At 66.4% G+C, this 20,723-nt stretch carries 21 protein-coding genes; 3 read left to right on the plus strand and 18 right to left on the minus strand.

What is annotated here, in order from left to right; genetic code table 11:
• Positions 1–164: 164 nt before the first annotated feature.
• The 17 genes from paaZ to ABCN56_RS03755 all read right to left on the minus strand — a co-directional run bounded on the left by paaZ (position 165) and on the right by ABCN56_RS03755 (position 18,531).
• Complete coding sequence (gene paaZ, locus ABCN56_RS03675; RefSeq protein WP_343079411.1) at positions 165–2,234, minus strand: phenylacetic acid degradation bifunctional protein PaaZ; 2,070 nt, start codon at positions 2,232–2,234, stop codon at positions 165–167.
• Positions 2,235–2,258: 24 nt separating this feature from the next.
• Complete coding sequence (locus tag ABCN56_RS03680) at positions 2,259–3,026, minus strand: Phenylacetic acid catabolic protein (RefSeq protein WP_343079412.1); 768 nt, start codon at positions 3,024–3,026, stop codon at positions 2,259–2,261.
• Positions 3,016–4,092, minus strand: coding sequence for a 1,2-phenylacetyl-CoA epoxidase subunit PaaE (gene paaE, locus ABCN56_RS03685; RefSeq protein WP_343079413.1), 1,077 nt, complete (start codon positions 4,090–4,092; stop codon positions 3,016–3,018). Before paaE ends, ABCN56_RS03680 begins: the two co-directional genes overlap by 11 nt.
• Before the next feature lie 22 nt (positions 4,093–4,114).
• The gene (paaD, locus tag ABCN56_RS03690; RefSeq protein WP_343079414.1) at positions 4,115–4,636 is read right to left on the minus strand and encodes a 1,2-phenylacetyl-CoA epoxidase subunit PaaD; all 522 of its coding nucleotides are present in this window, start codon (positions 4,634–4,636) and stop codon (positions 4,115–4,117) included.
• Between the two features lie 5 nt (positions 4,637–4,641).
• Positions 4,642–5,487 (minus strand): 1,2-phenylacetyl-CoA epoxidase subunit PaaC, encoded by an 846-nt coding sequence (gene paaC, locus ABCN56_RS03695; RefSeq protein WP_343079415.1) that lies wholly within the window; start codon positions 5,485–5,487, stop codon positions 4,642–4,644.
• Positions 5,487–5,774: a 1,2-phenylacetyl-CoA epoxidase subunit PaaB gene (gene paaB / locus ABCN56_RS03700; protein WP_343079416.1), complete on the minus strand. Its 288-nt coding sequence runs from the start codon at positions 5,772–5,774 to the stop codon at positions 5,487–5,489. The genes paaC and paaB overlap by 1 nt, the downstream gene beginning before the upstream one ends.
• A gap of 19 nt (positions 5,775–5,793) precedes the next feature.
• Positions 5,794–6,792: a 1,2-phenylacetyl-CoA epoxidase subunit PaaA gene (gene paaA, locus ABCN56_RS03705; RefSeq protein WP_343079417.1), complete on the minus strand. Its 999-nt coding sequence runs from the start codon at positions 6,790–6,792 to the stop codon at positions 5,794–5,796.
• Positions 6,793–6,805: 13 nt separating this feature from the next.
• A complete protein-coding gene (gene pcaF / locus ABCN56_RS03710; protein ID WP_343079418.1) occupies positions 6,806–8,011 on the minus strand; it encodes a 3-oxoadipyl-CoA thiolase in 1,206 nt (401 codons plus the stop codon).
• Positions 8,012–8,162: 151 nt separating this feature from the next.
• Entirely contained in the window at positions 8,163–9,047 is an 885-nt protein-coding gene (locus tag ABCN56_RS03715) for a PaaX family transcriptional regulator C-terminal domain-containing protein (RefSeq protein WP_343079419.1), read from the minus strand.
• Positions 9,048–9,243: 196 nt separating this feature from the next.
• Complete coding sequence (locus tag ABCN56_RS03720) at positions 9,244–10,122, minus strand: SMP-30/gluconolactonase/LRE family protein (RefSeq protein ID WP_343079420.1); 879 nt, start codon at positions 10,120–10,122, stop codon at positions 9,244–9,246.
• A gap of 24 nt (positions 10,123–10,146) precedes the next feature.
• Positions 10,147–11,019, minus strand: coding sequence for an SMP-30/gluconolactonase/LRE family protein (locus ABCN56_RS03725; RefSeq protein WP_343079421.1), 873 nt, complete (start codon positions 11,017–11,019; stop codon positions 10,147–10,149).
• An 8-nt stretch (positions 11,020–11,027) separates the two neighbouring features.
• Entirely contained in the window at positions 11,028–11,960 is a 933-nt protein-coding gene (gene kce, locus ABCN56_RS03730; protein WP_343079422.1) for a 3,5-dioxohexanoate:acetyl-CoA acetone transferase, read from the minus strand.
• A 4-nt stretch (positions 11,961–11,964) separates the two neighbouring features.
• Positions 11,965–12,921 carry a 3-hydroxyacyl-CoA dehydrogenase gene (locus ABCN56_RS03735; protein ID WP_343079423.1) on the minus strand — a complete coding sequence of 319 codons (957 nt, stop codon included), beginning with the start codon at positions 12,919–12,921 and terminating at the stop codon, positions 11,965–11,967.
• A 1-nt stretch (position 12,922) separates the two neighbouring features.
• Positions 12,923–13,708, minus strand: coding sequence for an SDR family oxidoreductase (locus ABCN56_RS03740; RefSeq protein WP_343079424.1), 786 nt, complete (start codon positions 13,706–13,708; stop codon positions 12,923–12,925).
• A gap of 17 nt (positions 13,709–13,725) precedes the next feature.
• A complete protein-coding gene (locus ABCN56_RS03745; RefSeq protein WP_343079425.1) occupies positions 13,726–15,789 on the minus strand; it encodes an ABC transporter permease in 2,064 nt (687 codons plus the stop codon).
• Positions 15,786–17,360: a sugar ABC transporter ATP-binding protein gene (locus ABCN56_RS03750; RefSeq protein ID WP_343079426.1), complete on the minus strand. Its 1,575-nt coding sequence runs from the start codon at positions 17,358–17,360 to the stop codon at positions 15,786–15,788. Before ABCN56_RS03750 ends, ABCN56_RS03745 begins: the two co-directional genes overlap by 4 nt.
• Positions 17,361–17,397: 37 nt before the next feature.
• A complete protein-coding gene (locus ABCN56_RS03755) occupies positions 17,398–18,531 on the minus strand; it encodes a sugar ABC transporter substrate-binding protein (protein ID WP_343079427.1) in 1,134 nt (377 codons plus the stop codon).
• Between the two features lie 139 nt (positions 18,532–18,670).
• Here ABCN56_RS03755 and ABCN56_RS03760 point away from each other — a divergent pair, with 139 nt between their 5' ends.
• On the plus strand, positions 18,671–19,402 hold the full coding sequence (locus tag ABCN56_RS03760) for a GntR family transcriptional regulator (protein WP_343079428.1): 732 nt from the start codon (positions 18,671–18,673) through the stop codon (positions 19,400–19,402).
• 52 nt (positions 19,403–19,454) lie between these two features.
• On the opposite strand, the gene ABCN56_RS03765 is transcribed toward ABCN56_RS03760, so the two are convergent.
• Positions 19,455–19,829 (minus strand): phasin family protein, encoded by a 375-nt coding sequence (locus tag ABCN56_RS03765; protein ID WP_343079429.1) that lies wholly within the window; start codon positions 19,827–19,829, stop codon positions 19,455–19,457.
• Between the two features lie 241 nt (positions 19,830–20,070).
• On the opposite strand from ABCN56_RS03765, the gene ABCN56_RS03770 reads away from it, so the two are divergent.
• Positions 20,071–20,358, plus strand: a complete 288-nt coding sequence (locus tag ABCN56_RS03770) for an aldolase/citrate lyase family protein (protein ID WP_343079430.1) — start codon at positions 20,071–20,073, stop codon at positions 20,356–20,358.
• A gap of 21 nt (positions 20,359–20,379) precedes the next feature.
• Complete coding sequence (locus ABCN56_RS03775) at positions 20,380–20,712, plus strand: aldolase/citrate lyase family protein (RefSeq protein ID WP_343079431.1); 333 nt, start codon at positions 20,380–20,382, stop codon at positions 20,710–20,712.
• The last annotated feature ends 11 nt before the right edge of the window (positions 20,713–20,723 follow it).

Consider the following 20,723-nt stretch of genomic DNA (forward strand, 5'->3'; position numbering starts at 1 on the left):
CTTTCACGTCTTCCCGGATAAGGCCTGTTTCCCGTCGGCTCCGCGGCGAGTTTTACGGAATGTAGTGCCGCGGCGGCCCTCTATCATCTTTTCGTGCGAGATTACCACCTTCCGCGCAGCGGCTCCGCGGCGGGCCTTTCCGCCAATCTGACGACACCCCGCGGTCAGGCTTCGTCTGGCAGGGGCCAGTTCTTTGCCACCATCGTCAGCACGTCGTACTGCGCCACCACCTTGTCATCCTGGTTCGTCACCCGGCAATCCCATCGGACCTCGCCATAGATGGCATTCTCGCGGGGATTAATCTCCTTGCAGGTCAGCCGGGCCCGCAGGCTGTCGCCGAAATAGACCGGGGTCAGGAACCGCAGGTTGTCGACGCCGTAGTTGGCCAGCACCGGCCCCGGGTTGGGCTCGACGAAAAGGCCGGCCGCGAAGGACACGATGAGATAGCCATGAGCCACCCGCTCCTCGAAGAACGGGTTCGCCCTGGCCGCGTCGCTGTCCATATGGGCGTAGAAGGTGTCGCCGGTGAAATGGGCGAAGCGCTCCACGTCCTCGCGCGTGACCTCCCGCGCCACTGTCATGATCTGGTCGCCGATGCGCAGTTCTGCCAGTGACTTCCGGAAGGGATGAATGTCGCTGCGCGTGTCGGCCCCCTCGGACCACCGGCCGGTCACGGCGGATAGCAGGCGCGGCGCACCCTGCACCGCCGTGCGCTGCATGAAGTGCTTCACGCCCCGCATACCGCCCAACTCCTCCCCGCCGCCCGCGCGGCCGGGGCCGCCGTGGACAAGCGCCGCCAGTGGCGAGCCGTGGCCCGTGGAGGACCTGGCCGAAGCCCGGTTGCCGATCAGCACACGCCCGTGGAACGGTGCCATGCCAAGCACAACCTCCTCCGCGATCCGGGGATCGTTCGTGAAGAGCGACGAGACGAGGGAACCCCTTCCCTTCCGCGCCAGCGCAACCGCTTCCTCCGCATCGGCGTAGGCCATGACCGTCGCGACCGGGCCGAACGCTTCGACCTCGTGCGGGGCGCGCGCGGCCATCGGGTCCGCGCATCGCAGTAGCACCGGGGCCAGGAACGCGCCCTTCTCCGGGTCTCCCGACACAAGCCTGAGTTCGTCCGCCTGCCCCCAGACCACCTCGGCCTCGCGCGCGATCTCGCCGATCCTTTCGCGGACCCCGTCACGGTCCGAGAGTGACACCAGCGCCCCCATCCGCACGGCCTCGTCCTCGGGCAGGCCGATCGTCGTCTGGGCCAGCCGCGCCGAAATCGCCTCGATCACCGCCTCCTCGAAAGCCCTCGGCACGATGATACGGCGGATCGCGGTGCATTTCTGACCGGCCTTTACCGTCATCTCGCGCACGGCTTCCTTCACGAAAAGATCGAACTCCTCGCTGCCGGGCGCTGCATCGCCGCCGAGGATCGAGGCGTTGAGACTGTCCGCCTCCATCGTGAAGCGCGTTGAATTCTCCACGACCGCAGGGTGCGACTTCAGCATGCGGCCGGTGGAGGCGGAGCCGGTGAAGGTGACCGCGTCCTGCCCGGTCACATGGTCGAGCATGTCGCCGGCCGACCCGCAGACGAACTGCAGGGCGCCCTCCGGCAGGATCCGCATCTCCAGCATCCGCCGCGCCACGAGTTCGGCGAGGTAGGCGGTCTGCGAGGCGGGCTTCACGAGGCAGGGCATCCCCGCGATCAGCGCCGGGGCGATCTTTTCCAGCATCCCCCAGACGGGGAAGTTGAAGGCATTGATATGGATCGCGATCCCGGTCAGCGGCGTCAGGATATGCTGGGCCGAGAACGTGTCGTCGCGCGACAGCGGCTCCACCGCGCCGTCCGGCACGACCCGCGCGTTCGGCAGTTCCCTCCGCGCCTTGGAGGCCAAGCTCAGCATCGTGCCGATGCCGCCCTCGATGTCGATCCAGCCGTCCTTCCGCGTCGCGCCGGTCGCGAAGCTCTCCTGGTAGAACTCCTCCTTCATCTCCATCAGCTTCAGGCCGATCGCCTTCAGCATCAGCGCGCGTTCGTGGATGGTGTGGCGGCGCAACGCGGCCCCGCCCACCTCGCGCCCCCAGTCGAGCGCGCCCGCGAAGTCGATGCCGTCGGAACCGATGTGCGCATGCGTCTCGCCCGTGGCGGCATTGGCCAAGGGCCTCCCCGCCCCGTCGCCCGTCCGCCAGGCGCCCTGGACATAGCTTACCAGCCTGCGCGCGCCGCGTCCCCGATCCAGCATGGCTCGTCCTTCCCCCTACCCGTGTCAGCCCAGATTCAGCGCTCCCAGGCGGGCCTCCGCCTCGGCGCGCCATGCCCGGCGCATCGTTTCGTTGTCCGTGTGGCGCAGGCCCATTTCCCGAAGCCGTTCGAACCGGGCGGACCGGGCCGGGCCGAAGGTTAAGGCCACGCGCGGCATCCAGTAGGCGATGGAGGCGCGCGCCTCCGCGCGCCCATCCTCCCTGGCGGCGATCCGTTCGAGCCCTTCGAGGCCCAGTTCCATGTGCCGCCTTTCGCGCGGCAGGATATCACCGAGGACATCGGCGAAAGGCTGGTAGGAACAATGCGATAGCTCTTCCAGCGCGAAGAGCGTGGCGAGCCCCATGAGCACGTTCATCACCACCGCATCGGTCCAGCCAGTCAGCGGGTAATGAAACACCGAGAGCCGCATGTCCCCGCCCTGCCGCTTGGGATCGACGCTAGTATCCCGCGACACGCGCGCGGCCCAGTCATGCGCCTTGTTGTACAGCGCCTTGTCGGTGCCGAAATCCTCCATGAGGTCCAGCACTCGTTCGGCATGGTCCGCCTTCTCCAGCGTGATCCGGCTGGCCGCGATCCGCTCCCGGATGCCGGGCGCCAAGTTGATCGCATCCGCGAACCCGGCGGAACCGGCAAGTTCGCTGTCCACGAAAGACGACATGAGCCGAAGGAGTTCACCCCGATAGCGCGGCGGGACGTTTTCGGGAGAGGTCAGCTTGCCGCCCCTCGCCAGATAGTCGCCGATCGGCATGCTCCCTGTCGCGTCACTCGTCATAGCTCAGCACCACCTTGTCCGAGAGCGGAATGCACTGGCACGACAGCACATAGCCCGCGCGCACCTCGTAATCCTCGAGCGCGTGGTTGATCTCCATCTCCACCTCGCCCTCAAGCACCCTGGCGCGGCAGGTCGAACAGACGCCCGACTTGCAGGAATAGGGCGCGTCGATGTCGTTCCCGATCGCCGCGTCCAGTATGGCCGTTCCGTCCTTGGGCATCCGGAATGTGCGGGTCGCGCCGTCGAGCGTCACCGAAACCTCGCAGGAATTCCCGGCGGCGGCGGACTTTTCCGAAACGGCCCGCTTCTTTGCCCGGCCCGGCTGGGACGAGGCGAAGAGCTCGAACTTGATCTGGCGGTCCGTCAGCCCGTGACTGCGCAGGCTTTCGGCGATGGTCAACATCATCGGTTCGGGACCGCAGATGAAGGCGGTGTCGACGCTTTCGGCATCGATCCAGAGACGGAACAGCGTCTCCAGCTTCCCGGCATCGATGCGCCCGGAGAAGAGGTCGATCTCTTGCCCTTCGGTTTCGAGGACGTGGATGACGGAAAAGCGCCCCAGATGGAGGTTCTTGAGGTCCTCAAGCTCCTCGCGAAACATGATCGAGCCGACCTGCCTGTTGGCATAAACCAGCGTGAAGGACGACCGGGGTTCCCGCGACAGCACGGTCTTGATGATCGACAGCACCGGCGTGATCCCCGACCCGCCCGCGAAGCCCAGGTAGTGCCGGGCCTTGTCCGGCTCCAGCGCGGTGAAGAAGCGTCCCTGCGGCGGCATGGCATCCAGCACCTCGCCCACTTTCAGCTCTTCGTTGGCCCAGGTCGAAAAGGCGCCGCCGTCCACCCGCTTTATCCCGACTTTCAGGCAGCCCTCGTCAAGGCCCGTGCAGATGGAGTAGGACCGGCGCAGCTCGTCCCCGTCGAATTCCCTGCGGAAGGTCAGGTATTGCCCCTGCGTGAACGCAAACGCCGCCCTGTCCTCCTCCCGGGGCTTCAGAGTGACGACGACGGCGTCGCGCGTCTCCTTCCGGATATCGGTCACCTCAAGGGGATGGAAACGTGCCATCGGGGCCTGTTCTCCTAAAGGTTCAGATGCATTTGAAGTAGTCGAAGGGCTCCAGGCAGTCCCTGCAGCGATAGGATGCCTTGCAGGGGGTGGAGCCGAACTGGCTAACCTTTTCGGTATTCGTGGAGCCGCAGCGCGGGCATTCGATCACCAGGTTCGACCCGCCCGCAAGCCGGGCGGCCCGCGCGGCGGTGCGGCCATCGGATGCGGTGCCATCGACGGGCGGCACGATCCCATAGGCCCGCAATTTCTTGCGCGCCTCGGGCTCGATCCAGTCGGTGGTCCAGGGCGGCGAAAGGCGGCGGTCGATCCGCAGCTTCTCCACGCCCTTGCCGCGCAGATGCGCCTCGATCTCCATCTCGATCACCGCGGTGGCGGGGCAGCAGGAATAGGTCGGCGTCACGGCGATCACCAGCGTATCGCCGTCATAGGAGACTTCCCGCACGATGCCGAGTTCGGTGATGGAAATCACCGGGATCTCCGGATCCGGCACCTGCCCCAGCCAGTCGCGGACGGTTTCGACGGATGGCAGCGTGGTCGGCATGGCGCTCACCACTTCGCGCCGGGATAGGCGCGCTGCAGGAACTGCATCTCGGCGAGAATGTATCCCAGATGCTCGGTGTGCCGCCCCTGCTTGCCGCCAGTTTGGACGTCAGCCCGGCCCTCGGGCAGCTCAAGCGTCGCCTCCTCCAGCACTTCGCGGACGGTCGCCCGCCACGCTTCCTCCAGCGCGGACGGTCGCGGCGCGATACCGGCCGCGGCGACCGCCTCGTCGACCTCGTCCGAGGCGAACATCTCGCCCGTATAGGGCCAGAGATGAACCAAGGCGACCTGCATCCGGGCGTGGCTTTCCTCCGTCCCGTCGCCCAGCCGGATCACGAGGTCGGAGGACCGTTCGAGGTGATAGGACACCTCCTTCAGCGCCTTCGCGGCGATCTCCGCGACCCGCGGACTCGCGGATCGGGTCAGGCAAGTCAGCATCTCGAAGTGCCATGCGTCGAACAGGAATTCGCGCATGAGCGTCTGGCCGATATCGCCATTCGGCAGTTCCACCAGCTTCACGTTCCGGAACTTCATCGCGTCCCGCAGGTAGGCGAGGTCATCCGCCGTCCGCCCCGCGCCCTCGATCTCGCCGGCAAGGCCCAGCCACATCTGCGTGTGGCCGATCAGGTCGAGCGCGGTATTGGCAAGCGCGATGTCCTCCTCGAGGACCGGCCCGTGCCCGCACCATTCCGAGATGCGGTGGCCCAGGATCAGGGTCGAGTCCCCCATCCGGCACAGCCAGTCGAAGAGGGCGGGCGCGAGACCGGCATCCTCCAGGCAGGGATCTTCCACGCGCCCCGCCGCGGCCGCCCCGGCGACCCTGGCCGTGCCCGTGTCGGGGACCGGCGGCATCACATGGGCCCCACTTCATCGGGAATGTCGAAAAAGGTCGGGTGACGATAGACCTTGTCCTCCGCCGGGTCGAAGAGCGGGCCCTTCTCCGACGGCGCCGAAGCCGTGATGTCGGCCGACCTGACGACCCAGATCGAAACGCCCTCCTTGCGGCGGGTATAGACATCCCGGGCGTGGTTGATCGCCATTTCGGCGTCCGGCGCATGCAGGCTGCCCACATGGCGATGGTTCAGCCCATGCTGCCCGCGGATGAACACCTCCCAGAGCGGCCATTCCTTCTTCGACATGTTCGCCTCCTTCACCCTGTCACCCGGCCGCCTTGACCGAGGCCGCGCGCCGCTTTGCAGCCTTCTCGGCATAGGCGGTCAGTCCGTCGCGGAACCACGCGCCCTCCTCCCACGCCCTGACGCGGGCGCCGAGCCTCTCCTCGTTGCAGGGGCCGTTGCCCTTGAGCACCTCGTAGAACTCGCTCCAGTCCGGCTCCGAGAAATCGTAGTGCCCACGCGCCTCGTTCCATTTCAGGTCTTCGTCGGGGATTTTCAGGCCAAGGTATTCCGCCTGCGGCACGGTTTCGTCGACGAATTTCTGGCGCAGTTCGTCGTTGGTGTTGATCTTGATCTTCCAGGCCATCGACTGCGCGGAATGGACCGAGTCCTTGTCGGAGGGCCCGAACATCATCAGCGAGGGATACCAGAAGCGGTTCAGCGCATCCTGCGCCATCTCCCTCTGCTCCGGCGTGCCGCGCGCCATCGTCATCATGATCGAATAGCCCTGCCGCTGGTGGAAGCTCTCTTCCTTGCAGATGCGGATCATCGCGCGGCTGTACGGGCCGTAGGAAGTCCTCTGCAGCGGCACCTGGTTCATGATCGCCGCCCCATCGACCAGCCAGCCGATCGCGCCCATGTCGGCCCAGTTGAGCGTCGGATAGTTGAAGATCGAACTGTATTTCATCGCGCCGGCGTGCAGCTTTTCGATAAGGTCGTCGCGGCTGACGCCGAGGGTCTCCGCGGCGGAATAAAGATAGAGGCCATGCCCCGCCTCATCCTGTACCTTCGCCAGAAGGATCGCCTTCCGCTCCAGCGTCGGGGCGCGGGTGACCCAGTTGCCCTCGGGCAACTGGCCCACGATCTCGGAATGCGCGTGCTGGCCGATCTGGCGGATCAGCGTCTTGCGGTAGCCCTCGGGCATCCAGTCCTTGGGCTCGATCTTTTCGCCGCGCTCGATCCGTTCCTGGAAGGCGCGTTCTTCCGGCGACATTTCCTCGCGGGACTTCGCGCCCTCGGATTTCACCATCTGCGCATACATTGAACGTCTCCTTTCAGATGCGTTCCAGGATCATCGCGACCCCCTGCCCCACCCCCACGCACATCGTGCAGAGCGCGTAGCGGCCGCCGGTGCGGTGAAGCTGGTTCGTCGCAGTCAGGACCAGCCGCGCCCCGGACATGCCCAGCGGGTGGCCCATGGCGATCGCGCCGCCATTGGCATTGACATGCGGGGCGTCGTCCGCAAGCCCGAGTTCGCGCAGGACCGCGAGGCTCTGCGACGCGAAAGCTTCGTTGAGCTCGATCACGTCCATCTGGCCGATCTCCAGCCCAGCCTTCGCCAGCACCTTGCGGGTGGCGGGCACCGGGCCCACGCCCATGATCCTTGGCGCGACACCCGCAGCCGCCATTCCGACAATCCGCGCGCGCGGGGTCAGCCCGTTGGCATGCGCCGCCTCCTCGGATGCCACGATCACGCCAGCCGCGCCGTCGTTCACGCCGCTCGCGTTCCCTGCCGTGACGGTCAGGTTCGGGCCGTTGACGCCCTTCAGTCTCGCCAGTTGCTCCACATTTGTGCCGGGGCGCGGATGCTCGTCCGTGTCCACGACCGTCGGCTCCCCCTTGCGCTGAGGAAGGATGACCGGAACGATCTCGTCCGCGAAGACGCCCGCCTCCTGCGCGGCGGCCCAGCGGGCCTGGCTCCGCGCGGCGAAGGCATCCTGATCGGCGCGGCTGATGCCGTAATCTTCTGCCACGTTGTCCCCCGTCTGGGGCATGCTATGGGTGCCGAATTCCGTTTCCATCTTCGGGTTCGGGAACCTCCACCCGATGGTGGTATCATACATCTCGGCATTGCGCGAAAAGGCCGAGCCGGCCTTCGCCAGGACGAAGGGCGCGCGGGTCATGCTTTCGACGCCACCGGCCAGAAGCAAGTCGCCGTCACCCGCGCGGATCGTGCGGGCGGCAAGCCCGATGGCGTCCATGCCCGATCCGCAGAGCCGGTTCACCGTGGTTCCCGGCACCTCGACCGGCAGGCCCGCCAGAAGCGCGGCCATGCGCGCGACGTTCCGGTTGTCCTCTCCCGCCTGGTTGGCGCAGCCGAGGATCACGTCGTCGACCCGCCCCCAGTCGACCGCGCCGTTGCGCTCCATCAGCGCGCGAAGCGGGATTGCCGCAAGGTCATCCGTCCTGACCGACGACAACGCCCCGCCATAACGGCCGATCGGCGTGCGCACGGCATCGCAGATGAACGCCTGAGACATAAATCCCCCCTAAGTCGCGACCCCGGCCTTGGCGGCCTCACGGCGCCATCGGCCCCGAACTTACCGCCAGAAACATCACGCGCAAAGAAAAAACCCGGCAACGGCGTGATGCTTTTGGCATCCACCCAAGTTCCCGGCTTCGGGCAGGCGCTCAACACCTCGCCTCGCGCCGAAGGCGGTCCAGCCGCGTCTCGGTCGCCGGCGTCTTCGACGGCAGAAGGCCATTCGCGTCGTGAAAGCTGCGCCCGACGTAGCCGTCCGCCGCGTCCGACAGCGAAAGATAGGTCCCGACGAAAAGCCGACGGGCTTCCCCGGCACTCCAACCTGGCGGCCAGGCCTCGCGCGGAAGGCGCGGGTCCGACAGCGCCGCGTGCCGGTAGTCGTGCACGAGCCGGAGCCTCAGCGCCAGGGCCAACTGGAGAGGCAACGCTCGGGGGTCAGTGAGTTCGGCGGCGAGGCGCTCGTATTTCCGAAGGAAGGCACGGTAGGCCGACGCCACGTCCTCGACGGGCCATAACCGAGCCGCGAGGGCCGGCACGGCGCCTTCGCCAGAAATCGTATCGCAGGCCATCACGATGGCATCCGGTTGCCGGATATCGCTCCGGTTCGGCGCAATCGCCACGTTCGCGGCGGCGCGCGCCCAGCCTTCCGGCAAGGCCGCATCACCGGTTTCCCCCGAAAACGCGACCAACCAGTTGCGCGGCTCGGGCGGCGGCGCGAACAGGACCCGGGCCGCCGCCCTGAACTCCGCCTGCGCGGCGTCGGACAAACGGTAGTAGCTTCTTCGCCCGATCCTCTCCCCGACAAGCCGCCCGGCGCCGACAAGGCGCGAGACCGCCGTGCGGACCAGGCTTTCGCTTATCCCGTGCTCGGCGCAGCAGTCGATCAGCGTCCCCATCCAGAGGGTCCCGCCGCGCGGCTCGACCGCATCGCCGTATATTGTGACTATGAAGGCCGAAGCCCGAGGCGTTTCACCAGTCACCACGTCCCGGATGGCGCCGGAAATCGTGAGGTTGGGAACATCGGTTTCCTGCATCGGCACTGGCGTCCAAGAAGCATCACGCGGGCCCCGCGTGACCGCGTTCGACTGTAGTGCTTTGTCGGACGCCTGTCACCTCGCCAAAGATCGCCGCCGTGGCCAGCGCCACACGGGATTACGCATGCTTGTCCGCCATGACGCCGCCATCGGCCTTTCGGCATGATCCCGGACAGGAAGTTCCTCGCGGCTTCCGTCACGCTCCGAAGCGCGGCTCGGGAACGCCCCTGACCCCAAGGCCCCTGATGGCGAAAACGCTGCCGCGCAGGACACCGTCGCCCGGGAAGCGCGGAAGCGGCGGCTTGGCCATAGAGGTCACGAAGAGGATATCCAGATCGGGCCCGCCGAAGTTCACGCTGGTCACCTTCTTCACCGGCATGTCGATCACCCGGTCCACGCTGCCATCCGGCGCGTAACGGACGAGTTTCGAGTCGTATACCAGCGCGTTCCAGAGATAGCCCTCGGCGTCCACGGTGGACCCGTCGGCCGCCCCGCCTTTCGACGTATCCACTTTCGCGAAGGTTCGCCGGTTCGCGACCGCGCCCGTCTCGATGTCGTAGTCATAGGCCCAGATCTCGCCCGACCAGGTATCGGCGAAGTAGAAGATCCGGTCATCGGGGCTCCAGCAGGGTCCGTTGGAGACGATTATCCCGGTGTCGAGAGTGGTGACCTTGAAATCCGGGTCGAGACGATAGAGCGCGCCGTTCGGCCCTTCCTCCATCGTGTCCATCGAGCCGACGACGAAGCGGCCCCGCCGGTCGACCTTGCCGTCGTTCAGCCGGTTCTTCGGCTTTCCGGGCTCGGGATCGTGGATCAGTTCCACCTCCCCCGTCTTGAAATCGAGCGTATGAAGCCCGTTCGCGAGCGAGCAGATGGCCCCGTTTCCATCCTTACGGATCGCGATCGAACCGATCTTCTCCGGCACGTCCCAGCTTCTGACCTCGCCCCCTTCGGCGGTGCAGCGGAAAACCCGGCCGTCGAAGCTGTCGATGAAATAGAGCCTCTGCTGGTCGACGTCCCAGACCGGCCCTTCCCCGAGGGTCGTCTTGACGTCGATCACCACGTCGATCTGCATGTCTCCTCCTCCGATCTGTTCAAGTCACCCGGCAAAACGTGTCTCCGGCAGCCCCCTGACGCCGAGCCCGTGTATCGCGAACACCATACCCGCCTCCCGCTCCATGTGCCGCGCGCGGCCGAAGGGGCGGGCCATCGAGGTCACGAACAGGATGTCGAGGTCGGGCCCCCCGAACATGGCGCTTGTCGTCGAGAAGACCGGCAGGCCCACCACCCGGTCGAGCGCGCCCTCCGGGTCGAAGCGCAGAAGGCGGCCCGCGTAGACCTCGACGCTCCAGACGTAGCCCTCGGCATCGACCGTCGCACCGTCGGGGTAGCCCTGCAGCCCGTCGAACGTCGCGAAGACCCGGCGCGAGAGGACGCGGCCGGTGTCGGGATCGTAACCATAGGCGTAGATCGTCCGCTTGAAGGAGTCCGCGAAATAAAGCGTTCGCCCGTCGGGTGAAAAGCAGGGGCCGTTCGAGCAGATGATCCCTTGGTCCAGAACGTCGAGCGAGTGATCCGGATCGAGCCGGAACAGCTTGCCGACCGGTTCGCGCTCCTCGAAATCCATCGACCCGGCAACGAAGCGGCCCTGGCGGTCGGTCTTGCCATCGTTGAGGCGCGCGGTGAGGTCGCCCTCGTGGACCCCCGCCAAGGGGCTCACCTCGCCCGTCGCGAAATCCAGCGCGCAGAAGCCGTGGCGCAGGGAAACGACGGCGCCACCCTTCTCGCGAAGCGCGAAGGACCCGACGGGTTCGGGCAAGAGCCAGCTGCGCCGGTCCGTTCCGTGAAGGTCCGACGAATGGAGCGAGGGACCGTAGCTGTCGATCCAGTAGAGCCGCTCGTCCCGCACATCCCAGAGCGGCCCCTCTCCGAGCCGTTCCTTCCTGTCCGAAAAGACCTCTATCCTCAGCATCTTACACCTCAGAATCCTACCTGGTCGCCGCCCTTGAGCTGCAGGATTTCCCGCGCCTCGTCGGGTGTCGCCACCTCGAGCCCGAGCCCCTCGATCAGCCCGCGGGCGATCCTCACCTGCTGGGCGTTGGATTCCGCGAGCTTGCCGGGACCCGCCCAGAGCGAATCCTCAAGCCCCACCCGAACGTTGCCGCCCATCGCGGCGGCCATCGCGGCGACGCGCATCTGGTGCCGCCCGGCCCCAAGGACCGACCAGCGGTAGGCATCGCCGAAGAGCCTGTCTGCCGTCCGCCGCATGTGCGACACGTCCTCCGGATGGGCGCCGATCCCGCCGAGAAGACCGAACACCGACTGCACGAAAAGCGGCGGCTTCACGAGCCCCCGTTCGAGGAAATGGGCGAGGTTGTAGAGATGCGAGATGTCGTAGCACTCGAACTCGAAGCGCGTTCCGGCGCCTCCGAGCGTGCGCAAAACATATTCGATGTCCTGGAAGCTGTTGCGGAACACGAGGTCGCGGCTGTTTTCGAGGTGCTGGCGCTCCCAGTCGTGCTTGAACTCCTTGAAGCGCTCCAGCATCGGGTAAAGGCCGAAGTTCATCGATCCCATGTTGAGCGAGGCGACCTCGGGGCGAAATTTCTCCGCCGGCGCCACGCGTTCCTCGACCCGCATGTAGGGCGCGCCGCCCGTGGTGAGGTTGATCACGCAGTCGGAACGCTGCTTGATCACCTTCAGGAACGGTTCGAACCCCTCGGGCGTCTGGTCCGGCTGGCCGGTTTCGGGGTTTCGGGCGTGAAGATGCACGATCGCCGCCCCGGCCTCCGCCGCGCCGATGGCCGCGTCCGCGATTTCCTCGGGCGTCACGGGAAGCGCCGGCGACATGGATGGCGTGTGGATCGCGCCGGTCACGGCGCATGTGATGATGACCTTACCCTTCGCTGCCATGCCCTTACTCCCCTATGTCCTGCGCCGCGCGGCGCTTGTGCGCGATGAGCGCCATGAGCCGCCGATCGCGCCAGATATGCCGCTCGGCGAGCTTGTCCTCCGGCAACCGCTTGCGCCGCTCGGCCTCGACCACGTCCATCACCGGACCCGACCAATCCACGCGGTGCTGCATCGACGGGAAAAGCCGCTCATAGATCTGCTGGTAGCGTTCGGCGTAGTCGCGCACGCCGCCCGGAGCGTTCAGGTCGATCGTCTCGAAGGGCCCCATGAAGGACCAGCGCAGCGCGAGCCCCTCGCGGATGCCCACATCCACGTCCTCGATCGAGGCATAGCCCTCGCCTACCAGCCGGAAGGCTTCCTCGAGCAGTGCGCCCTGCATCCGGTTCATCACGAAGCCGTCGATCTCCCTCTCCATGACAATAGGCGCCATGCCGCAATCGCGCAGAAACCCGGCCGCCCCGTCCCGGATGGCGCGATCCGTCCACGGGGCGGGAACCACCTCGGCCGCGGGGACGAGGTAAGGCGGGTTGATCGGATGGACGACGAGGCATCTGTGGCGCCCCGCGAGGTTCTCCGTGAACGCGGACGGCAGGATCGCGGAGGACGAACTGGCGATCGTCGCTCCCTCGTCCGCCAGCGCGTCGAGGCGCGCGAACACCGTGCGCTTGACCTCGAGGTCTTCGCGCGTGCTTTCCTGAACATATGACGCGCCCGAAAGGGCCTCCTCGATGTCATGCACCGCACTGATCCGGGCAAGGACCTCCGCCGGCTTCGCGCCGTTCAGCAACCCTTCCTCGGCCAGCCCCGGCAAGACATCTTCCGCGAAGTCGCGCGCCGCTTCGGCGGCGGCGTGGTTCTCGTCATGGAGGCGCACCTGGTGCCCCCCGCGGGCGAAGACGATGGCCCAGGCCCTGCCGATCAGACCCGCGCCGACGCAGGCGACTGCTTTCCCCTCAACCATGTCAGAGCGCCTCCACGTTGCCGTCGACACCGAAGGACTGGCCGGAAAGGTTCCGGCCCATGTCGGAAAGAAGGAACGTCGCCATCGCTGCGATATCCGCCTGTGGCGTCATCCTCCGCATCGAAACGCGCTCCAGGTAGGTCTTCTTCATCTCATCATGCGAAACGCCGACCTGCCTGGCCCGCGCTGCGATCACGTTCTCCATCCTCGGGCCCTCGATGATGCCGGGCAGGATCGCGTTCACGCGGATATTGTCCGGGCCGAGTTCCTTGGCGAGGCTCTGGGTCAGGCCGATCACGCCCCACTTGGCCGAGGAATAGGGCGTGCGGAAGGCGTAGCCGAAACGGCCTGCGGCCGAGGACATGTTGACGATCGCGCCGCCCCCGGCCTGCTTGATCATCGGCACGGCGAAATGCGCGCAGATGAACTGCCCCGTGAGTCCCACGTCGATGCAGCGCCGCCAGTCCTCGACGCTGATCTCCTCCACCCCGCCGGTGGGGCCGGCGATGCCCGCATTGTTGACGAGCGCGTCGAGCCCGCCCCAGTCCGCCCCGATCCGGCGGAACACCTGCTCCATCCGGCCCTCATCGCTCACGTCGGCCTTGCTTGCCGCGTGGTCCGGATGGGCCGAGGTGAAATCGGCGAGGGCTTCGTCGGAGACGTCGGTCACATGCACGCGGGCGCCATGCGCGACGAGCATGTCCGCGATGGTCCGCCCGATCCCCGCGGCCCCGCCAGAGATGAAGACGCGCAATCCCCTGGGAACACCGCCGACCCGAAACTCCATCATCCGCCTCCCCTTCGTCAGGTATTCCTTTCGCGCAGCGCGATCACCGCGCCCAGCACCACGAGCCCGAACAGGATCGCCCGCGTCGCGTAGGGCAGCGTCGTGCCTGCCAGCAGAGTCTGCAATGCCGTAAGCAGCAGGACGCCCCCGACCATGCCCAGATACGTCCCCCGCCCGCCGGTGATCAGCGTGCCGCCGACGACCACCACCGCGATCGACGGCAGCAGGTACTCGTCGCCCATCCCGAGGCTCGCCTGGCCTGAAAAGCCTGTCAGCAGGCAACCGACGAGGGCGGCGCAGAAGCCCGAGAGCATGTAGACGGCGATCAGCGTCCGGTCGACGTTGATGCCGGAAAGCGCGGCCACGCGCTGGCCGTTGCCGATGCCGTAAACCCTTCGTCCGAATGGCGTGCGGGTCAGAAGCACGACCGAGAGGATGACGAAGCCTATCACGAGCCATACGACCGGCGTCACGCCGAAGGGCCGCGCCGTCATGAACCACCGCATCAATGGCGCCGAATACCCTGCGGGTGTACCCTGCGAGTAGAGCAGCGCCGCGCCCTGGAGGATGCCGTTCATGGCGAGCGTCATGACGATCGGCGAGAGCCCGAGCACCGCCACCCCGATCCCGTTCAGCGCTCCGATAAGCGCCCCGACCCCGAGGACCAGCGGAAGCGCGTAGATCAGCGGTCCGTCCTGGCCGTTGACGAGACCCGTCAGCAGGATGCCGCAGAGCCCGATGATCCACGGCACCGACAGGTCGAGCCCGCCGGTCAGGATCACCGTCCCCTGCCCCAGCGCAAGGATCAGGAGGAACGAGGACAGGACGAGGAGGGAGTTGTAGTAGGTCCAGCTGAACAGCGCGTGGCCGATCACGAACTGTGTCGCAAGCACCACTCCGACGAAGCAGAGATAGGCGGGCAGCGCGTATCGGATCGCCTCGGCATGGCGCACGCGGAACGGTGGCAGCGTGGCCGCGACGACTGCCGCCTCGCGCTCCGGAAGGCGCAGGAATTCCGCCTGCCGCGCGCCCTGTCTCGGCAGATGACCGTGCCGCCGCGCCGCGAGCCGACGTGCCCATTGCCGCAGCCATGTCGCAAGTCGCGCGTTCCGCCCGAGCGCGCCCGCGAGCACCGCGAGGATCAGGATCAGCCCCTCGGCGACCGTCGAGTAATAGGCGGAGACATTGAGGACGAGGAGGATGTTGACGACGATCATCAGGACATAGGCGCCGATGATCGAGCCGACGACACCGCCTCGGCCGCCGCCCAGCACAGTGCCGCCGACAACCACCGCCGCGAAGATCTGAAGCAGCATGGGGTTGCCGACGAGCGGGTCACCCGCGCCGGTCTGGGCAGAGATGTAGACACCCGCGAAGCCGTAGCAGCCTCCGGCCAGAACGTAGACCCAGAACCGCACCCAGACGACCCGGACGCCCTGCGCGCGCGCCGCGTCCATGTCCGAGCCGATCGCGTAGATCGCGATCCCGAACCTCGTCTTCTTCAGCCAGAGCCACGCCAGGATCAGCACTCCGATCAGGACCAGCGGCATTGGCAGCAGGCCCGGAATGGCGTCTTGCGTCAGCGCGGCCGAAAGCCCGAACGGCACCATCCCGCCGGGCTTGTCCATGACGAAAAGCGTGATGCCCTGCACGATGAACATGGTGGAAAGCGTCACGACGATCGGTTGCAGCCGCATCACGGCGACGAAGAACCCGTTGAACGCGCCCGCGAGGCAACCGATCCCGATACCGATCAGCGTGCCTGTGACCAGGCCACCCGATGGATCGCCAAGCTGCGTGGCGAGGACGACATTGACGAGCGAAACGACCGCGCCGGCGGAAAGATCGAACCCGCCGGTGAGGATCACGAGCGTCTGGCCGGCGGCCGCGAAGGCCAGCGTCGCGCCGCCCGAGGAGATGAAGCTCACCTCGAAGTAGCTCATCGGCCCGGCGCTCATGACGTCGTTGAAGACGAGGAGGGCGATCAGCACGACCGCCGCCACGATCAGCCCGCGGTATCTCCCAGCCCGGAACCGGAGGCGCCCCGACGGGGCGGGAGTGTCTTCGTTGACGGCCGTCATTCCGCTGCCTCGTGAAGTTCCGCGCCGCCGAGAGCGGCCTCGACGATGGCTTCCTCGGTCTGGGCCGGGCCGCTCACCTCGCGGGCGATCCGGCCCTTGTAGAGGACGAGCACCCTGTCGGCGAGGTGGACGAGTTCGGGGATCTCGCTCGAATAGAACAGGACCGCGCCGCCCGCGTCCGCGAAGGCCCGCATGAGCATGTAGAGTTCGTGCTTGGTGCCCACGTCGATCCCGCGCGTCGGGTCATAGAGCAGAAGCACCCGGCTTTCCGCCAGAAGCCATTTCGCGATCGCGATCTTCTGCTGGTTGCCGCCCGAAAACGCCCCCGCGCGGGTCCAGAGTGCGCGCTCCTGCACATCCACCCGCCGGAAGGCGGAAAGCACGGCCGCGGTTTCCGCCTTCGTGTCGATCAGTCCGAAGCGCGCAAAGCGGCTTATGACGGGGATCGAGGTGTTGTATCGGCCCGACAGCTTCAGAAACAGCGCCTCGGTCTTGCGGTCCTCGGGGACGAGGCTGATGCCGATGCGGGCGTTGACGGCATCCATCGGCGTGGTGATCGTCACAGGCTTGCCGTCGACGTGAAGCTGCCCCCCCGTCAGCTCGGCACCGCCGAAGCAGCTCAGGAACAGGTCGAGTTGCCCCATCCCCTGCAACCCCGCGATGCCCAGTATCTCGCCCCGGCGCAGTGAAAAGGACACGTCCCGAAGCCGGTGTTCCGTGCGCAACCCCTCGCCCCGGAGGATCTCTTGCCCCTCCGCACTCTCGGTCGGGCGGTCGGGAAACGCCTGGCCGATGGAGCGGCCGACGATCATCCGGATCACGTCCTCGTCCGAGAATTCATCGACCCGGCCCGTCGTGATGTGCTTGCCGTTCCGCAGGATCGTCAGCGTCTCGCAGAAGTCCCGCACCTCCCTGAGCCGGTGCGAGATGAAGACGACGGTCGTTCCCTTGTTCCGCTCTGCCTCGATCAGGTCGCCGAGCCAGTCCACGTCCCGTCCCGACAGGGTCGAGGTCGGCTCGTCGAGAAGCAGGATGCGCGGCTTGCGGAAGAGTGCGCGCGCGATCTCGATCTTCTGCCGCTGGGTCAGGTCGAGGTCCCTTACGTCATCGGTCAGGTCGATATCCCCGATCCCCAGCGCGGCGAAATGTTCGGCCACCTCGCGGGCTGCTGCCTTGCGCCTGATCATCCCAGAAATGCCGACGGGCGCATAAGGCATCAGCATCGCGTCGAGCACGGTCAGGTCGCCGACCAGCGTCATTTCCTGGAAGGCCGTCTGGATCCCGAGAGAGTGCGCCTTCCGCGGAGAGGTGAGGTTGGTCCTTTCCCCGAAAACGTGGAACGTTCCCGCATCGGGCGACGTCAGGCCGCTCAGAAGCTTGACGAGCGTGCTCTTGCCCGCGCCGTTCTCGCCAAGGAGCGCGTGAACACGCCCTCGCTCCACCGAGAATGACACATCGTCGACCGCGACCGTGGCTCCGAAAGCCTTCCGGACGCCCTGGACCGAAAAGGCGGATGCCTTGGCCGCACTGTCGCTTGAGGAGTGCACGAGATGCCTGCCCTGGATTGACATGAAACCGGGGGCGCAGATGCGCCCCCGGCCAAACGCGTCACATTTCCGGCTGGCCGATCAGGGCCGCCTGGAAACCGACCTCGGGTGTCTCCTCCGAGAAGATGGAGGCGAACCAGCCCGGGTTCGGCACTAGCGCCGGCGGGAAGGCGTTGCAGCCTGCGGCCATTTCATCCCAGGAACCGGTCTCGCAGTACTTGATCGTCTCGTTGGTCACGACCGGAAGCGGGAGGGTGATCCGCTTCTCGACCTCCGCACCTTCGAGAGCCTGGACGGCCTTCTTCAGCGCGAGAGCGCCCGAATAGGGCGGCGAGGCGTAAGAGATGCGCGGCGCGCCCATCGGGCAGTAGGGGCAATCGCCGCCCTCCACCTCGGTACCGGCGGCCAGCATCTGGATGCGGCCGCCATTGGCGCCCTCACCGGCGCAGGGCAGGAGCTCTTCGGCGGTCTTTCCCGCCTCGAGCTGCATGGCGTTCGCGGTGTAGCACCCGACCTGCATCCAAAGACCGTCGATATCATCCCAGCCTCGGGTGGCGAGGATCTTGGACATCTCGGTCCGGGCAACGGCCTGGCTCCACATGCCCACCGCCTCGGCAACGATGTTGATGCCGGGATGCTGATCGAAGACCTCCTTCGCGGCCTGCGTGCGGAGCGTATCGACCGAGGTGCCCGGCACGCCCGTCACGACCACGATGTCGCCTTCTCCGTTGAGCTGCTCGACCAGCCATTCCGCCGTGACACGCCCGGCCTCCTCCTGGTCGATGGAGATGTTGTAGGCGCAGGGCTCGGTGATCTCGGCGTCGTAGGCGAAGACAAGCACGCCCTTGTCGCAGGCGTTCTTCACCACGCTGTTGAGAGCGGTCGGCGAAATCGGGAACACGACGATCGCGTCCGCCCCAGCCTGCACCATCGCGTTGATCTGCTGGATCTGACGCTGCGCGTTGGGACCCGCAACCTGAACCTGAAGGTCCACCTTGTCGGCCATGCTCGAATGAGCCGCCATCGCCTTGATCATGTTGGCGGCCTCGGCCTGCCAGTCGTTGCCGATGTAACTCATCGACAGGAATATCTTGTGCTTCTCCTGCGCCTGAGCTTCACCGGGCGCCCCGATCGCCGCCGCGGCACCGAGGGCCGCCAACGATCCGAGCGCCGCAAACTTGCGGAAAATATTCATTGTTCATCCTCCCAAACTGACCGTTCCGCGCCGCGGCTGATCCGCGATCGCGAGCCTGACCCATCCCCGCCAGGCGATACGGACTCGAAAAGCCTCTCATCAATTTGATCAAAAATCAATGATTAGCTATCATGATCAAATGCGGGGGCTTGCGTTTTCGCGGTTCTCGCTTCAAGGAGTGCTGGTGCTGGAACAGAAGAAGCCCATCGACGCCACGATCCCGGCGCGACCAGCGCCGCGGGAGACGCTGCAGGACTACGTGTACCTGCAGGTCAAGGACCTCATCATGAATGGCGAGATCGAGCCCGGGCGCACGATCACGATCCAGAGCCTCGCGGCCGCCTTTTCGGTAAGCCACATGCCGGTTCGGGAAGCGCTCCACCGGCTCACGGCGGAGCGCGCGCTCGCGGTCGTCGGGGGGCGATCGGTCGGGATTCCGGCGCTGTCGCTGGAAAGGCTCGAAGACCTTCGCAGGGTCCGGTCCGAGGTCGAGGGGCTGGCGGCGGCATGGGCAGCGGAGCGGATCGACGCCGCGACCCTCGACCGTCTCGAGGAACTCCACCACGCGCTCGACGACGCGGTGGCGGACGGAGACGTCAAGCGCTATCTCCGGGCCAACCGCGAACTCCATTTCGGGGTCTACGACGCGGCCGGATCGCCGACGCTGCGCGCGCTGATCGAACCTCTGTGGCTCCAGATCAGCCCCTACTTCAATCATCTGCGCGGATCGGGCAACTACGCGAAATCGAACACCTGCCATCGGGCGCTGATCGACGCCCTGCGCGCCCGGAACCCGGAGGAGGCCCGGCGCGCAGTGCAGGCGGACATCGCCGCCGCCAGCGAAATACTCAAGTCGATGATCGGCAAGTAGCGTCCCGCACCAGAGCCCACCCGGCGCAGCCGGTCTGGAAGTGCATGGCCCGCTATTTCTTCGCCTTGTTGGTCATCGCGGACATCGCTTCCTCGTTCATGCGGCGCACCGTGTCCGAGGTCACTTCCGCCAGCATGCCGGTCATCTTGCTGGTTTCCTCGGAATAGTCCTTCGCTGCCTTCTGCCAGAACTCGGCCCAGAGCTTGGACGCCTCGGTCGGGTCCTCCGTCGAGGCGAGTTGGGACATGAGCTTGCGGTCGCGTTCAAACCGCTCCTTCATGAAATCGAGCATCTCGATGTTCTGCCGCATCAGCGCGTCGAACATGTGGCCCTGCATCTTGGCCATGGTCGACATCATCTCCGTCACCTGCTTCGGCATATCGTCGAAGGACGGCATCGCCCCTTTCGGTTGCTTGGTCTCGGCCATGGTGCACCCCCTTTTCCGGTCCGATTGCCAATATTCGTAGCCCCGTGGCAGCGCAGCGCGCCTTGACTTCGGTCAAGCACGGCAAACCTTCGGCCCGATATGGACGGTTCCAGTCGGCGATCCGTCGCGAAGCCATTGCAGGTCCCGCGACGTAGAAGGGCAGGATCCGCTTCGAGTGGCGGGTCGTGGCACCACGGATCACCGCTTCGCGAACCGCAATCCTGCCCGAGGATGAGCCCAGATGAACCTGCCAGAGAACACGTTCAAACGCCGGCTTCTGGTGGGCGAGCCACAGATTGGCGTCTGGGCGACCATCCCCGACGCTAGCGTGGTCGAAGCCATGGCCGGCGCCGGCTTTGACTGGATCCTGATCGACACGGAACATACGCCGGTCGAGGTGAGCACCATTCCGGGCCTTCTTCAGGCCGCGGCCCCCTACGCGACTTCGGCCATCGTCCGGCCGGTCGTGAACGACACGGCGCTTGTCAAGCGGCACCTCGACCAGGCGGCGCAGACGCTCCTGCCATAGATCGAAAGCCGGGCGGAGGCCTTGGCGGCTGTCTGGGCGGTCCGCTACCCGCCGGCTGGTACACGCGGCGTGGATGGGGTTGACGGCACCTTCATCGGGTCCTCGTATCTCGCCGCGTCGATGGGGCACCCGGGAAACGTCAGCCATCGGGAAGCGCGCGAGGCGATCCTTGGCGCGATTGCCCGGCTGAAGGCTCTCGGCAAACCCGCCGGCATCCTGATGCTTGACGAGGAGTTCGCGCGGACCTGCATCGCGTCCAGAAAGCTATTCACGGCGGTCGGGGTCGACATGTCCCTCCTGATCCGCGAGGTGGACGCGCTGGCCCGGCGGTTCGGCCTGGGTCAGGCAAAGTGATGAGCAGGGCT

Origin of the sequence: Ostreiculturibacter nitratireducens (genome assembly GCF_032670585.1) — a bacterium.
Taxonomy (GTDB): domain Bacteria; phylum Pseudomonadota; class Alphaproteobacteria; order Rhodobacterales; family Rhodobacteraceae; genus Ostreiculturibacter; species Ostreiculturibacter nitratireducens.

Bases quoted from the DNA above. Each gene is read 5' to 3' on its own strand.
- pcaF (WP_343079418.1), bottom strand. From the start codon at position 8,011: ATGTCTCAGGCGTTCATCTGCGATGCCGTGCGCACGCCGATCGGCCGT.
- paaZ (WP_343079411.1), bottom strand. From the start codon at position 2,234: ATGCTGGATCGGGGACGCGGCGCGCGCAGGCTGGTAAGCTATGTCCAG.
- kce (WP_343079422.1), bottom strand. From the start codon at position 11,960: ATGGCAGCGAAGGGTAAGGTCATCATCACATGCGCCGTGACCGGCGCG.
- ABCN56_RS03725 (WP_343079421.1), bottom strand. From the start codon at position 11,019: ATGCTGAGGATAGAGGTCTTTTCGGACAGGAAGGAACGGCTCGGAGAG.
- paaA (WP_343079417.1), bottom strand. From the start codon at position 6,792: ATGTATGCGCAGATGGTGAAATCCGAGGGCGCGAAGTCCCGCGAGGAA.
- ABCN56_RS03770 (WP_343079430.1), top strand. From the start codon at position 20,071: ATGAACCTGCCAGAGAACACGTTCAAACGCCGGCTTCTGGTGGGCGAG.
- ABCN56_RS03745 (WP_343079425.1), bottom strand. From the start codon at position 15,789: ATGACGGCCGTCAACGAAGACACTCCCGCCCCGTCGGGGCGCCTCCGG.
- paaC (WP_343079415.1), bottom strand. From the start codon at position 5,487: ATGCCGCCGGTCCCCGACACGGGCACGGCCAGGGTCGCCGGGGCGGCC.
- ABCN56_RS03720 (WP_343079420.1), bottom strand. From the start codon at position 10,122: ATGCAGATCGACGTGGTGATCGACGTCAAGACGACCCTCGGGGAAGGG.
- ABCN56_RS03765 (WP_343079429.1), bottom strand. From the start codon at position 19,829: ATGGCCGAGACCAAGCAACCGAAAGGGGCGATGCCGTCCTTCGACGAT.
- paaE (WP_343079413.1), bottom strand. From the start codon at position 4,092: ATGGCACGTTTCCATCCCCTTGAGGTGACCGATATCCGGAAGGAGACG.
- ABCN56_RS03735 (WP_343079423.1), bottom strand. From the start codon at position 12,921: ATGGTTGAGGGGAAAGCAGTCGCCTGCGTCGGCGCGGGTCTGATCGGC.
- ABCN56_RS03740 (WP_343079424.1), bottom strand. From the start codon at position 13,708: ATGGAGTTTCGGGTCGGCGGTGTTCCCAGGGGATTGCGCGTCTTCATC.
- ABCN56_RS03760 (WP_343079428.1), top strand. From the start codon at position 18,671: ATGCGGGGGCTTGCGTTTTCGCGGTTCTCGCTTCAAGGAGTGCTGGTG.
- paaD (WP_343079414.1), bottom strand. From the start codon at position 4,636: ATGCCGACCACGCTGCCATCCGTCGAAACCGTCCGCGACTGGCTGGGG.
- ABCN56_RS03755 (WP_343079427.1), bottom strand. From the start codon at position 18,531: ATGAATATTTTCCGCAAGTTTGCGGCGCTCGGATCGTTGGCGGCCCTC.
- ABCN56_RS03715 (WP_343079419.1), bottom strand. From the start codon at position 9,047: ATGCAGGAAACCGATGTTCCCAACCTCACGATTTCCGGCGCCATCCGG.
- paaB (WP_343079416.1), bottom strand. From the start codon at position 5,774: ATGTCGAAGAAGGAATGGCCGCTCTGGGAGGTGTTCATCCGCGGGCAG.
- ABCN56_RS03680 (WP_343079412.1), bottom strand. From the start codon at position 3,026: ATGACGAGTGACGCGACAGGGAGCATGCCGATCGGCGACTATCTGGCG.
- ABCN56_RS03750 (WP_343079426.1), bottom strand. From the start codon at position 17,360: ATGTCAATCCAGGGCAGGCATCTCGTGCACTCCTCAAGCGACAGTGCG.